The organism is Natrinema marinum (genome assembly GCF_024296685.1).
Classification (GTDB): Archaea; Halobacteriota; Halobacteria; order Halobacteriales; family Natrialbaceae; genus Natrinema; species Natrinema marinum.
Genome location: NZ_CP100763.1, coordinates 235914 through 249426, shown reverse-complemented (window position 1 = coordinate 249426; position 13513 = coordinate 235914). Strand labels below are relative to the sequence as shown.

Annotated in this window: 12 protein-coding genes; 3 read left to right on the top strand and 9 right to left on the bottom strand. The window is 66.7% G+C overall.

Features of this window, described 5'->3' with window-relative positions:
- Positions 1-155: 155 nt before the first annotated feature.
- The 6 genes from NKH51_RS01315 to NKH51_RS01290 form a co-directional block, all read right to left on the bottom strand.
- On the bottom strand, positions 156-1052 hold the full coding sequence (locus NKH51_RS01315; protein ID WP_254763441.1) for a cobalt-precorrin-4/precorrin-4 C(11)-methyltransferase: 897 nt from the start codon (positions 1050-1052) through the stop codon (positions 156-158).
- The gene (locus NKH51_RS01310) at positions 1049-1861 is read right to left on the bottom strand and encodes a cobalt-factor II C(20)-methyltransferase (RefSeq protein WP_254763440.1); all 813 of its coding nucleotides are present in this window, start codon (positions 1859-1861) and stop codon (positions 1049-1051) included. Before NKH51_RS01310 ends, NKH51_RS01315 begins: the two co-directional genes overlap by 4 nt.
- A complete protein-coding gene (gene cbiT / locus NKH51_RS01305) occupies positions 1858-2469 on the bottom strand; it encodes a precorrin-6Y C5,15-methyltransferase (decarboxylating) subunit CbiT (RefSeq protein ID WP_254763439.1) in 612 nt (203 codons plus the stop codon). Before cbiT ends, NKH51_RS01310 begins: the two co-directional genes overlap by 4 nt.
- Before the next feature lie 178 nt (positions 2470-2647).
- Positions 2648-3430 (bottom strand): 3-oxoacyl-ACP reductase family protein, encoded by a 783-nt coding sequence (locus NKH51_RS01300; protein ID WP_254763438.1) that lies wholly within the window; start codon positions 3428-3430, stop codon positions 2648-2650.
- 72 nt (positions 3431-3502) lie between these two features.
- Positions 3503-4813: a cobyrinic acid a,c-diamide synthase gene (locus tag NKH51_RS01295; RefSeq protein ID WP_254763437.1), complete on the bottom strand. Its 1311-nt coding sequence runs from the start codon at positions 4811-4813 to the stop codon at positions 3503-3505.
- Between the two features lie 180 nt (positions 4814-4993).
- Positions 4994-6220, bottom strand: a complete 1227-nt coding sequence (locus tag NKH51_RS01290) for a Zn-dependent hydrolase (RefSeq protein WP_254763436.1) — start codon at positions 6218-6220, stop codon at positions 4994-4996.
- Between the two features lie 158 nt (positions 6221-6378).
- Here NKH51_RS01290 and NKH51_RS01285 point away from each other — a divergent pair, with 158 nt between their 5' ends.
- The 3 genes from NKH51_RS01285 (at position 6379) to arsN2 (ending at position 7911) form a co-directional block, all read left to right on the top strand.
- Positions 6379-6546, top strand: coding sequence for a hypothetical protein (locus NKH51_RS01285; protein WP_254763435.1), 168 nt, complete (start codon positions 6379-6381; stop codon positions 6544-6546).
- Between the two features lie 196 nt (positions 6547-6742).
- Positions 6743-7117: an ArsR/SmtB family transcription factor gene (locus tag NKH51_RS01280; protein WP_254763434.1), complete on the top strand. Its 375-nt coding sequence runs from the start codon at positions 6743-6745 to the stop codon at positions 7115-7117.
- Positions 7118-7464: 347 nt separating this feature from the next.
- Positions 7465-7911, top strand: a complete 447-nt coding sequence (gene arsN2 / locus NKH51_RS01275) for an arsenic resistance N-acetyltransferase ArsN2 (RefSeq protein ID WP_254763433.1) — start codon at positions 7465-7467, stop codon at positions 7909-7911.
- An 8-nt stretch (positions 7912-7919) separates the two neighbouring features.
- Here arsN2 and NKH51_RS01270 read toward each other — a convergent pair whose 3' ends face one another.
- From NKH51_RS01270 to cobN, 3 genes are read right to left on the bottom strand one after another with little or no spacing between them, the layout of a single operon-like run.
- Positions 7920-8759 carry a cobalt-precorrin-7 (C(5))-methyltransferase gene (locus NKH51_RS01270; RefSeq protein ID WP_254763432.1) on the bottom strand — a complete coding sequence of 280 codons (840 nt, stop codon included), beginning with the start codon at positions 8757-8759 and terminating at the stop codon, positions 7920-7922.
- Positions 8756-9505, bottom strand: coding sequence for a precorrin-8X methylmutase (locus tag NKH51_RS01265; protein ID WP_254763431.1), 750 nt, complete (start codon positions 9503-9505; stop codon positions 8756-8758). The genes NKH51_RS01270 and NKH51_RS01265 overlap by 4 nt, the downstream gene beginning before the upstream one ends.
- A 51-nt stretch (positions 9506-9556) precedes the next feature.
- Positions 9557-13489 carry a cobaltochelatase subunit CobN gene (gene cobN, locus NKH51_RS01260; RefSeq protein WP_254763430.1) on the bottom strand — a complete coding sequence of 1311 codons (3933 nt, stop codon included), beginning with the start codon at positions 13487-13489 and terminating at the stop codon, positions 9557-9559.
- Between the last annotated feature and the right edge of the window lie 24 nt (positions 13490-13513).

Genomic DNA, 13513 nt, shown 5'->3' with positions numbered 1-13513 from the left:
CCAGACCACTGCGGGGGTGGGACTGAAAGGGGCTGCCGCGCTCGGTCCGGTGAGCCGACGCAAGGACCGCAACGCAGTGAGGACCGCAGCGAGGCGCAACCGGTCGAGCGCGGCAGGGGCTTTCATCGTGTTCGCGGTAGCAACTCCAGCGAATCTCAGTCATTACCAGCCTCCGTTCCACCCGAGTTTTCAGCGGACCCTCGATTCGCCCAGTCGCCGTAGAGGAAGGATCGCTCGTAGCCCGCGCCGGTCACCGCGTCGCCGATGACGACCAGCGCCGAGGCCCGATACCCCGCTTCCTCCACTTTGTCGGCGATGTCGCCGACCGAGCCGACGATCACATCCTCGTCCGGCCACGAGGCGTGGTAAATGACCGCGACCGGCGTCTCGGGGTCGTGGTCATCCTCGAGCAGCCGATCCATCGTCTCCCGAACCGCGTGGGTGCCGAGGTAGATGCAGGTCGTTACATCGCCCATCTCGACGAACTCGGAGATGTGGTCTTCCTCCGGCGTCAGGGTCTTCCCCTGCGGCCGGGTGAACGCGACGTGGTTCGAGACCTCGTTCAACGTCAACTGGGTCCGCAGCGTCGCGCTGGCCGCGAAGGCTGAGGTGACGCCGGGCACGAAGTACGTCGGGACGCCTTCGTGTTCCAGCGCGTCCATCTGCTCGAGCGCGGCCCCGTAGATCGCTGGGTCGCCGCTGTGGAGCCGGACGACGTTGTCGCCGTCCTCGTAGGCGTCCCGCATCAGCGGGATCAGTTCCTCGAGGTCTTTCCCGACCGAATTGACGAGTTCGGCGTGGCCGCAGTACTCGTCGAGCAGTTCGCTGTTGACCAGCGAACCCGCGTGAACGACGAGGTCTGCCGCCTCGAGCACTTCCTTCCCGGCGACGGTCAGCAGGCGCGGGTTGCCGGGGCCGGCGCCGACGAAGGGGATCCCCGCCTGCTCGTCGCCGGCGCTGTGTTCGAAGATCCGGTCGTCCAGTTTCTCGCGGCGGGCTTCGCCTTGGGAGTCGATCGCGTCCTGCGGATCGTCGCCCGTCTCGTCTGTCATCGCTTCCCTCCGCGGTGCTCGCCGCAGTCGCCGCCCTCGCAGCCCTCGCTTCGCTCGAGTGCGGCCAGTTCGTCGGCGCTCAGTTCGCGACCGCCGTCGGAGCGAACCTCCGATTCGCTACCGTCGGTCTCGAAGGCCGCCGTCGTCTGGTCGACCTCGAGATCGGCCTTCTCGGCGTAGGCGAGCGTATAGTAATCGCGCTCGTCGATCTCCGCGGGGTCGTCGGTGACGATCGTCTCGCCTTGCTCCATGAACAGTCGGCGGCCGTAGGTCACCTCGTAGCCGGCCTCGACGAGTCCCTCGTGGGTCGCCGGCGCGTCGGTGACCTTGAACAGGATCATCCGGTCCGGTCCTGTCGGGCTGTGACCACCCGCCGCTTCGCGCAAGGAAAGTCCCGCGCCAGCCTCGATCTCGACCCCCATCGCGGTCGCAAAGGCCGTCACCGCGCTCACGCCGGGGACGATCTCGAGGGCCACGTCGGGGTGGAAGGCGTCGATCGTCCGGCGCAGGTGGCCGAACGTCGAGTAGACGTTCGGATCGCCGAGCGTCACGAACGCCACGTCGCCGTCGCGGGCGTTCGGGGCGATCTCCGCCGCGGCCGCCTTCCAGGCCGCTCGCAGCTTCTCTTCGTCTTTCGTCATCGGGAAGTCGAGATCGCCGATCTTCGACTCGTCGACGTGCTCGAGCGCGACGGTCCGCGAGAGTCGGCCCGGCGAGTAGACCACGTCCGCGTTCTCGAGCACTGCCTTCCCGCGAACGGTCACGAGATCGGCCTCGCCGGGGCCGAGTCCGACGCCGTAGAGTGTCATTGGCGGCTCACCTCGCCGCCATCGGCTGCGACTTTCTCGCCGCCGTCTTCGTCCTCGTCCGCGGTCGCACTCCCGACCAACATGTACACCGGGTTGTCCGAGTCGAAACTCGTCGCACCGGCGAGTTCGTAGCCGTGACTCACCTGAAACTGGACGACCTCTTCCAAGATCCCTCGCTCGCGGAACGCTTCGGTCGCCTTCCCGGCGACCTCGAGCCGCGAGACGTTCATCACGACCCGATCGACCTCGGTTGCGACGGCGTGGTCGAGCACCGCCTCGAAGTTGCGGCTCCCGCCCAGAAAGAGCGCGTCGGCGTCGTCGGGCAGCCCTTCGGGCGCTTCCGCGTTGCGGAGGTCGATCTCCGCGCGGATCGAGTCCTCGTTCGCGGCGAGATTCTTTTCGGTCGTCGCGAGGCGCGCTGCCTTCCGTTCTACGGCGGTCACGCGCCCGGCTCGCTGTGCGGCGTCGATCGTGACGGCTCCCGTACAGGAGCCGACCTCCGCGAAGTGGTCGTCCGGCTCGAGCGCGAGCTTCGAGCGGACGACGGCTCGAACCTCCGACTTGGTCGGCCCGGCCTTCGCGTCGTGTGGAAGCGCGATGGGTGGCATCACCCGTTGGAACAGAGCCCGTCCCTAAAACAATTTTGTTTGGAGTAGACCAACTCCGGTTGCCCAGGTAGAGTTGGAGTAGAACAAAGAAACTTGTCGAAGTGGGCGCGAATTTCCGTATCAGAAACGAGCGACACGACTCGTCATGCCGCGGCTCGAGCACCTCCAACTGTCGGCCTTACCACTCCATGCCCCCGTTGATGCCCAGCACTTGCCCTGTCATGTACTCGGCTTGATCGCCGGCGAGAAATCGGACCATCCCGACGATGTCTTCGGTTTTTGCGAACCGATCGAGCGGAATGTCCTGGCGGATCTTCTCCTGAACGCGTTCGGGCACCTTCTCGAGCATGTCCGTCTCGGTAAAGCCCGGCGCGACGCAGTTGGCCGTCGAGCCGTGGCTCGCGAGTTCGAGGGCGAGCGTCCGAGTGAGCGCGAAGAGTCCGCCCTTCGAGGTCGCGTAGTTGGCCTGTCCGTAGTTACCCTGCTGGCCGACAACGCTCGAGATGTTGATCAGTCGGCCGTACTCGGAGGTTTTGATGTCGTCGTAGAACTCCTTCGTACAGTTGAACGTCCCGTTCAAGTTGACGTCGATGACGGTCTGCCAGTCCTCGTAGGTCATGTCCTCGAACGTGCGATCGACGGTGATCCCCGCGTTGTTGACCAGCACGTCAACTTCGCCGAGGTCGTCGCGGACCGCCTCGGCCATTCGCTCGACCTGCGCCGGATCGGAGACGTCGGCTTGTACCGAGACGGCCGTCTCGCCGTTCTCCTCGATGGTGTCGGTCACCTCGAGCGCTCGTTCCTCCGACGAGCGGTAGTTGACCGCCACGTCGGCACCCGCGCGGGCGAGTTCGAACGCGATATCGCGACCGATCCCGCGCGAGGAACCGGTGACGAGGCAAGTGCGGTCGGTCAGCGGACGGCGCTCCAGGGGCTCGAGACGCTGGACGGTTTCGGACACACTTCGTATCGCCACCACCATCGTGTTAATTATACGACCGAGTCTCAGAATTTGCGAATCACCGTTCGCTCGTCACGTCGTCGCCACCCGCTCGAGGAACCGATCGAACGCGCCGCTCTCCGGATGGACGTGGACGTACGTGCCGAGCGACTCGTACTCGGTAAGTCCGTCGTGATCGCCGTCGATGCCGTCGCCCCGGACGGTTTCGAAGGCGAAGCGGGCGTCGCCGTCGACGGCGGCACTCGAGTAGTGGAACTCGTGACCGCGAATCGTCTCGCCGGCGGTCGCGTTCAGAGTGCCGTCGACGGCCTCGAGTTCGACGTGATCCAGTGCCTGATAGCGGTCGTGCATGGTCACGTCGGCGGGGAGAATCCCGGCCAGTTCGCTGCGCTCGCCGTCGGCGGTGGTCAGCGACCGGCTCATCGCCATCAGCCCGCCGCACTCGCCGAGCACGGGCAGCCCCTCGCTGGCCCGCTCGCCCAGTTCGGCGAGGGTGCCGGCCGACTCGAGGTCGGCGGCGTGGAGTTCGGGGTAGCCGCCGGGCAGGTAGACCGCGTCGCAGTCGGGAACGGGATCACCCGCGACGGGCGAGAACGCGACCACGTCGGCCCGCTCGCGGAACCGTTCGATCGTCGCCGGATACCGAAAGCAGAACGCGGCATCGCTGGCGACGGCGACAGTGGCGTCGACCGGTGCGGTGGACTCGAGCGGCGCGCCGGGTGCGGGCGGTTCGTTCGCAACCTCGGCCAGTCGCTCGGCGCGCAGCGATTCCGCGGCCTCCCGCAACGCTCCCGTCGGCAGCGCGGCCTCACCGCCCATCTCGAGGCCCAGGTGGCGATCGGGAATCTCGAGGTCCGCCGACGGCGGAATCCGGCCGAAGTACTCGAGATCCGCCGGGAGTGCGTCGCGGATCCCCTGTTCGTGGCGGCCGCCGTGGGCGCGCTGGGCGACGATCCCGGCGACGTCGATATCGCGGCCGACAGCGTCCGCATACTCGCGAAATCCCAGCGCGGTCGCCGCGACGCTTTCCATCCCCGCTTTCGCGTCGACCACGAGGACGACCGGCAACTCGAGCGTGTCGGCGACCATCGCGGTGCTCGAGCCGTCGCCGTCGTACAGCCCCATCACGCCCTCGACGACGCAGATGTCGCCCTCGCCGCGGTGGTAGTTCCGCCGGAGGCCGTCCTCGCCACAGAGCCACGAATCGAGCGTTCTGGACGGGCGACCCGCGATCGCTTCGTGGTGGCTCGGGTCGATGAAATCGGGGCCGGCTTTGGCCGGCTGGACCGCGTAGCCGGCGTCCTCGAGGGCCTGTACGATCGACAGCGTCGCAACCGTCTTCCCGACGCCGGAGCTAACGCCGCCGAGGACGAACCCGTTCATCGGTCGCCCTCCGGAGCCTGATCGATCGTCTCCGCTCGAGCGACCGCGCCGGTCGACCGGTGTACAGTCATTGTACTTGGATTAGAACAAGTAGACTTGAAACCGTCGGTGAGGGCGAGGCTCCGACCGTGAGTCGACAGGAGCGCCGAGGGTTCGCGGCGGCGTCTCCCGCGCGTCGGGTCACTCGTTGGCGAGCGAGAGGACCACGTTGGCATAGACGTTCGCCCCGGCGACGCAGTCCTCCCAGGCGGTGTACTCGGACTCGTTGTGCGTTTGCCCGTCGACCGAGGGGACGAAAATCATCGCGGTCGGCGCGATATCGCTGACGTACTTCGCGTCGTGGCCGGCACCGCTCACGAGGCGTTCGTAGTCTACCCCCACCGTTTCCGCAGCAGCGGCGACGGCGTCACAGACGTTCGGATCGAACTCGGTGTGCGGGATCCGCCACACTTCCTCGATGTCGGCGGTCGTCCCGTGCCGTTCGCAGGCCGCCTCGATCTCGCTCTCGGCCCGAGCGACGGCCCGGTCGACGGTATCGTCGTCGTAAGACCGGAGATCGACGGAAAACGTCGCGCGGTTCGGAATCACGTTGATCGAGTCCGGTTCGAGGTCGAACTCGCCGACGGTCGAGACGGCGTCCGCTGAGAGCCGGTTCGGGAGCGCGGTGATCGCGCTGACGGCATCGGCCGCGGCCGCCATCGCGTCGCGCCGAGCGTGCATCGGCGTCGGGCCGGCGTGATCCGACTCGCCGCGGATCGTCACGTTGAGCCACGCGATCCCGTAGACTCCCTCGACGACGCCGACGGCGTTGCCGTGGGCCTCGAGTTTCGGTCCCTGCTCGATGTGGAGTTCGACGTGACTGTGGATGTCGAAAGGGTCGACCGAATGGTCGCCGTCGTAGCCGATCCGCTCGAGTTCGTCGCCCAGCCGAACGCCCTCGTCGTCCGTCAGGTCCAGCGCGGTCTCGAGGTCGGTTTCGCCGGTGACCACCGCGCTACCGAGCATCGCGTGCTGAAAGCGCGATCCCTCCTCGTTGGTCCAGTTGACGATCTCGATCGGACGCTCCGTCTCGACGCCGTTCGCCTCCAGGGTTCGGAGGGTCTCGAGCGCCGAGAGGACCCCGAGTTGCCCGTCGAACCGACCGCCAGACGGCTGGGAGTCGAGGTGCGAGCCGATCAGAACGGGGGCCGCGTCGGGGTCCGCGCCGTCGCGTCGTCCGAACACGTTCCCGATTTCGTCGATCCGGACGTCCAATCCGAGTGCCTCCAGATCGTCGACGAACCGATCTCGGGCCTGCTCGTCTTCGTCCGTCAGTGTGAGGCGGTCGAGTCCGCCCGCATCAGTCGCGCCGATCTCGGAGTACGTCTCGAAACTCTCTCGGAACCGCTCCTCGTCGATCGTTATCATATGTGAATTCGTATCACGGACGCCCTTAGCTCCTCGGAGCGAAGCCCAACGCGGGCGTGCTGATCCGGGTCGTCGCCGACGTCCGCGCGGAGTATAGGCGGACTCGGCCCACCGACGACCTTAACCGCTCGAGTCAGTTACGACTCGCCGCTCGAACTATGGCTGACGAAAACGAAACCGATATCGAACGGCACCTTCGGCAGACGCTTCGGCACCTGAACGAGGCGCAGGAAGCCGACGATCTCAGGAAGACCAACGCCGTCGCGCTCGAGGAAGTCTCGAACACGGTTTCGTCCGTGCTACGCGAATACGAAGACGACGAGTAACGGCGAACCCGTTTCTCTGCGCCATTCGCAGTGACGACGGGCGACGCTCGTCGCCGATTCCCGGTCGCACGCGGCGCGTCGGCCGGCGGTCGTCCGTTACCGTCCGCGAGACGGCTCCGTCGACTGTCGAGTTCGACCCGGAGGCGGACGACCCGAACACTTATATTAGCAGGCGCTAATATTAGCAATCGCTAAAATGAGTGGGCAACAGACGGACGAGACGGCGACCGAATCGCGAAGCGAGGAGAGCGCCGACTGCTGTTCGGTCGGCCGTTCGCCGGCAGCTGAAACGGTCGCCGCCGACGTTCGGACGCTCGCCGCGCTCGGAAACGATACCCGATACGAAGCGCTTCGGCTCATCGCAGACGCAGACGGCGCCGTCTGTGTCTGCGAGCTAGAACCGGTACTCGGGGTGAGCCAGGGAGCGGTCAGCCAGGCTCTCTCGCGGCTCTTCGGCGCCGACCTCGTCGAGCGACGAAAAGAGGGTCGATGGCGGTACTACACCGCGACGCCGCGCGCGGAACGGCTCCTCCGTGCCCTCGACGAGACGAGATCGCTCGAGGAGAACTGACGCACCCACCGATACCGACGACGGAGATCGATCAGACGATGCACGTACCACCGACCGATCCGACCTCGAGACGCCCCGATGGACGAACGATACTCACTGGCTACGCGCTGGTAGCTGCAGTCCCTGTGGTTCTCTGGGCCGTCGAGTATCCGTCGACCGCCGTCGCGGCCCTCGTGATTGTCGTCAGCCTCGTCGCCGCCACGCGGCGCGCCTCGCGAGTAGTCCGCTGCCTCTACGGCTGTCGGCCGCTCACGGTCGATCTGGCCGGCAGAGTTCGACTCACGATTACTCGCCCGCACACCGATGACTCGAGCTAACCGACGTTTCGAGGGGGTCGACGCGACCGGATGACCGACGTTACGATAACCGTCTCGAGGGCGGAGACGGGCGCTCTCGGCCGCATCGAAGCCATACTGAAAGCGAACGATCTCCCACATCGAGACGTGCGAACGAAGCCGGAGTGTTTCTTCGTCGCCGTCTCCGACGCGGAATTCGTCGGCGCCGGCGGAATCGAACGGTACGAGCCCGACGGACTCCTCCGGTCAATCGTTACGAAGCGATCGGTTCGTGACCAGGGCTATGGGTCCGCGATATACGACGAGCTGGAAACCCACGCCCGAAAGAACGGAATAGAGACGCTCTACCTGTTGACCACGACAGCTGCGGAGTTTTTCCGACGGCGGGGATACGAAGCGATCGACCGCGAGGAGGTGCCGTCGAGGATTCGGCAGACAGCCGAGTTCGCCGAGCTGTGTCCGTCGTCGGCGACCTGTCTGAAGAAATCGCTTCGATAGGTCGCTGTCTAGACCGGCTGTCGAACCGCCAGCACGACCAGATCGGAGAACGGGGTATCGTCTTTCCCGCTCCCGCCGGCATGGGCCGCCAACTCCGCGAGCGTAAACCGATGGATCGCCTCGTCGTCGTGAGTCAGCTTCTCGAGCACCAGCGCCTCGAGATCCGACTCGGCACCCGCCTCGAGCAGGAACTGCGCGATATCGCCGGGCATCCGATCGTAGGGTCGCGGGAGCGCGAGCAGGTGTCGCCCGTCGTCGGTCACGGCGGCCGCGAGGCGGTCCATGTCGGAGTCGAGGTCGCCGCTCTTGTGGAGCGTGACGAACTCGGTGTCCTCCATCGGCATCCGGGCGCGGCTGGCGGCCAGCTGGAGCGACGAGATGCCCGGAACGACGCGGACGGGGGTAGCGGGCGCGTCGCGCTCGACGGCGTCCTGCTGCGCCTGCGAAGCAGGGTTCGTCGTGCTCCGCTCGACGGCATCTTGCACCTTGCCGACGAACTGGTAGCCCGAGTGATTCGGGTCGCCCATTGCGACCGCGGTGCCCGACTCGCCGGCCGCGACGCGCTCGCCGAAGGCCTCGAGCGCCGCGGCCTCGTCCCTGTAGCCGCAGGTCAGTAGATCGGCGTCAGTCAGGTCCGCGATGAATTCGACGACGGTCGTAAAGCCGACGACGACATCGGCCTCCCGGATCGCTCGTTTGCCACGGGGGGTGAGATACTCCTGATTCCCCGGGCCGACGCCGACGGCGTAGACCGGATCGTCGGCCTCCTCGTCGATGGCCGGCTCCGGCGCTCCCGCTGCGAACGTCGCCGGGTCCGGCCCCGCCTCGAGGTCGTAGTCGCCGCTCATCGGTTCCGGCCGTCCGCGGCCCGCGTCTCGGCGTCGATCTCGAGGTCGAGTTCGTCGGTTCGAACGTCCGTCGCGACGTGGATCAGTTCGTTCGTCAGCGCGGCGGCGAGCCCGCTCCCGCCCCGCCGGCCGACGTGCGTGATCGCGGGGACGCCATACGCCTCGCTGACCTCGCGGATGCGCCCGCGACTCTCCTCGGCCTTGACGAAGCCGACGGGGTTAGCGACGACGACCGCCGGCCGGGTCCCCTGCTCGATACAGTCGGCCAGCGCCAGCGCCGCCGTCGGCGCGTTGCCGATCGTCACGATCGACCCGTCGAAGGCGTCGGCCTTGTCGAGCTCGAGCATCGCCGCCGCGGTCCGGGTCATCCCCGTCTCCTCGGCGAGTTCCTTCCCGTGGCCGATGGCCTTCGAGACCTCGCAGTCGTGGCCCCGCCCCGTGACGCCGGCTTTCACCATCGTGATGTCCGTGATGATGTCGGCGTCCTCGAGTACAGCCCGCGCGCCGGCCCGGACCGGCGCGTCTTCGTCGTCGCCGACCGCGTCGCCGCCGGTGAACTCGATCAGGTGCTGGAACTCGATGTCGCCCATCGAGTGGACGGACTTCTGTCGGATCCGGTCGGCGAGCGTCTCGTCCGGCGTGAACTGCCGGACGATGTCCATGCTCGTCTCCGCGATGTCCATCGCGTTCTGCGTCGTTGCTCCCAGATCGACGTATTCGTTCTCGAATTCTTGACTGTCACTCATTGGCAATCACCCTCCGCGGCCCGCGTATCGCTCGTCGGTCGAACACCGTCGTTAGTCATCGTTCGCTACCCCCACGGCCTCGTTGGTCGTCCGCGCTTCCAGATCGCCCTCGACCTCGAGGTTCAGGTCGCGCAACCGGTCGACCGTCTCGTCGTCGGCATCCCACAGATCGCGCTCGATCGCCTCGAGTAAGGTGTCCGTGATGGACTCGAGCGCCCACGGGTTCACGTCGCGCATCCATTCTTGACGAGCGTCGTCGAAGGCGAACTTCTCGGCGACTTCCTCCCAGAGGGTGTCGCTGACGACGCCGGTCGTCGCGTCCCAGCCGAGCGTCACGTCGACCGTCGTCGAGAGGTCGCCCGCGCCCTTGTAGCCGTGGTCCTCCATGGACTCGAGCCAGTCCGGATTCAGGACCCGAGAACGCATCGCCTTGCGGACCTTTTCCTCGTTGGTGTAGACGTCGACGTTGTCGGGATCGGAAGAGTCGCCGACGTAGGAGGCGGGCTCCTCGCCCGAGATCTCCGAGACGGCGGAGATGAAGCCGCCGTGGAAGGCATACCAGTCCGAGGAGTCGAACTCGTCTTGCTCCATCGTGTCCTCGAGTTTGACCGTCGCGTCGACGCTCGAGAGGCGGCGCTCGAACGCGTCGTGGGCGTCCGAAACGCGGCCTCTCGACCCCATCGCGTAGCCACCCCACTGGACGTAGACGGAGGCGAGATCGGAACGGTCGTCCCAGTTGCCCTCGTCGACGGCCTTGTTCGTCCCGGCACCGTAGCCGCCGGGGCGAGTCGTGAAGACGCGGTGTTTCGCCGCTTTTCGTGCATCCGATTCGTCGAGCCCCTCCTCCTCTTCGAGTTCCGCCTGCTCTTCCTCGACGTGTTTCTTCACGTAGTTCATCTCGTGCGGTTCGTCGAGGTCGACGACGGCGTCGACGGCGTCGTGGATGACCCCCGTCGCGGCCGGGAAGGCGTCGCGGAACAGTCCCGAGACGCGGGTCGTCACGTCGATCCGCGGCCGATCGAGTTCCTCGAGCGGGATCGGCTCGACGTCGTCGATTCGGCCGGCGTCGGTCCACTGGGGCTCGACGCCCATCATCGCGAGCACCTGCGCGATGGTCTCGCCGCGGGTGCGCACGGTCGGGGTCCCCCAGGCGACCACGCCGATCTCCTCGGGGTACCCGCCGTTTTCGTCGTGGTGGCGCTCGAGCACGCCCTCCGCGACTTCGCTCCCGACCTGCCAGGCGGCCTTCGCGGGCACCTTCCGCGGGTCAAGCGTGTAGAAGTTCCGCGCGGTCGGCAGCAGGTCGACGCCGCCACGGGTCGGCGCACCGGAGCCGCCGGGCGGGACGTACTCGCCCGAGAGGGCATCCGCGGTGCGCGGGATCTCGTCTTCGGCCCCCTGCACGCGGGGCTGGGCCTCCTCGCAGATGTACGCCAAGACCTCCCGCAGGTCGTCGTGTGCGCCCGACTTCGCTCGCGCGTCGCCGATCGTCTCGAGGTCGACCACGAGCAGGTTCATATTGACCTCATCGTCTGGACCGGCTTCGCGCTCCGATTCAGGTACGTCGAAGTCGTGTTCGGCGAGCGTCTCGAGCAGGTCGACGCTAGTCTCGTAGACTTCGTCTGCGGCCTCGGCGTAGGTCATCCCGAGGGCCGCGTCGTACTCCCCGGGCGCGTTCAGCATCTTTTCGTAGTCGACGCCCAGTGCGCCGGCCACGCTCTCGCGCAGGCTCGGTGCGCCGGGGTTCTCGAGGCGGGTCAGCGCGACGAGGTACTCCACGAGGCGCTCGTCGGCCGGCGGCTCGGACATGGTGTGCAGTCCGAGCCGGATCTGGGTCGTCTTCACGTCCGTGAGGTATTCGTGGACGCGCTCGACCAGCTCGTCGATCTCGAGGTCGTCACCGGCGACCTCGCCCTCCGCCAGCGTCGACCCCGCTTCCTCTGGCCCGCGGACATCTGCCTTCTCGTCTACGGTCCCCGAAACCCCGAGTTCGACGGCGAGATCGAGTTCCTCGACTGTCTCGCGGATCAGCGTCTCGAGGTGCTCGCCGTCGTCGCTTCGGGCGTCTTCCATGCCGGCCTCGCGGTACTGGTTGGCCAGTTCCTCGAGTTCCGAGAGCTCGTCGTAGGTGCCGGCGTTTCGCATGACGGGCGTCAGGTAGTCGACGATAGCGGCGTAGGAGCGGCGCTTGGCCTGCGTCCCCTCACCGGGGTTGTTCACGATGTAGGGGTAGACGTTCGGAATATCGTCGATCAACTGGTCGGGCGCGCTCTCGCCGTTCAGCCCGACCGTCTTCCCGGGGAGCCACTCGAGGCTGCCGTGGGTGCCGAGGTGGACGACAGCGTCGGTCTCGAACGTATTCCGCAGCCAGCCGTAGAAGGCGAAGTAGTCGTGTGGCGGCTGCAGGTCAGAATCGTGGTAGACCTTCGAGGGGTCCATCCCGAACCCGCGGGGGGGCTGAACCGTTACGAGGACGTTGCCGAACTCGACGCCCGGAATCGCGAACGGCCGATCGGGGACCTCGCCCCACTCCTCGACCACGTTCTCCTGGAAGCGCTCGTCGGCCTCGCCGAACCAGTCCGCGTAGGTCTCCGGCGACACCACGTCGACCGAGAGGTCGCGAACGTCCTCGGGGGCGACCCAGCGGTCCTCGAGCGTGAGTTGGGCAGTGAGTTTCTCCACCAGGGACTGCCCGCTGTCCGGCATGTCGTCGCCTACATCGTACCCTCGAGCGTCGAGTTCGGAGAGCAGGTTGACGGTCGACTCGGGGGAATCGAGGCCGAACGCGGTGCCGATCCCGTCGTCGCTCGGCGGGTAGTTGTGGAGGACGACGGCGACCCGCTTCTCCTCGTTCGGCGTGTGCCGAAGCTCGGCCCAGTTGACCGCCAGCCGCGTGGCGTGGTCGATCCGGTCTTCCATCGGGAAGTGGTGTTTCGGCGCGGAGCCGATGCCGGCCTCGTCGTCGGTGCGCTCCTTGCCCGAGATCGGGTGCGTGATGACGTTGCCGTCGAACTCCGGGAGCGCCACGGAGAGGGCGAGTTCGAAACCCATCACACCCGTGTCGCTGGACTCGTAGCGCGATCGCGAGCGCATCGTCGTGATCGTCTGCAGGACGGGGACCCCGAGGCGGTCGAGGAAGACGTCTTCCGCGGAACTGCCCTCGTCGTCGGCGCTGCGGCCGCGCTCGTCCATCGAGAGCGAGAACATAAAGGACGAAAGCACGGCGTCGACCACCGGATTCCTGGCGTCGGCGGTTTCACCGCCTCCTCGAGGCGTCGGAGACGCCTCGCCGTCAAGCAGCCAGTTGTCCGTCACCCACTCGGCGTCTTCCTGTTCGTCCGTATCGGTCGCCGGATTACAGAAGATCGGCAGTGCGTTCGCTCCCTGCTCCTCGAGCGCCCGGACCTGCGCATCGACGTAGCGGGTGTTCTCGTGGGTCCAGTGTGATTCGTAGAACCAGATCGCGACCGTCGGCCTGTCGGGGTCGTGGGTCGCGAGCAGATCCTCGTACTCGATCCCCGGATGATCGGGGTGGTAGACTCCCTCCGTGGGAAGTTCCGCGGGCTCGTCGTACTCGAGGTCCCGGCCCTCGTACTCGGCGGCGAGGAACCGACACAGGTTCGCGACGTTGATCGTCCCGCCTTTCTCGAGGTAGTCGTAGACCTGATCGCGATGGTCCGTCGATACCGTCGTGTCCTCGACGGCGAAGGCGTCACCGGTCGCCTTGACGATCAGCGGGACGCCGGCGTCCTCGAGCGCGCCCGTCGCGTAGTCGTAGCCCGGCATGCTGTCTTCGGCCCCGTGCAGCCAGAAGATCGCTGCCGCGGCGTCGCGCAATTCCTCGACGAACTCCTCGATGTCGGCCTCCTCGGCGAGGTCGCTCTCCGAGCGGACGACCAGTTCGACCCCCTCGAGGCGGTCGGCCGCCTGCCCGATCGAGCCGAGTTCGTTCTCCGTCGCGGTGTAAATACCGATGCGTGTCATCGCGTTTTTAAACCTCTATTGTAT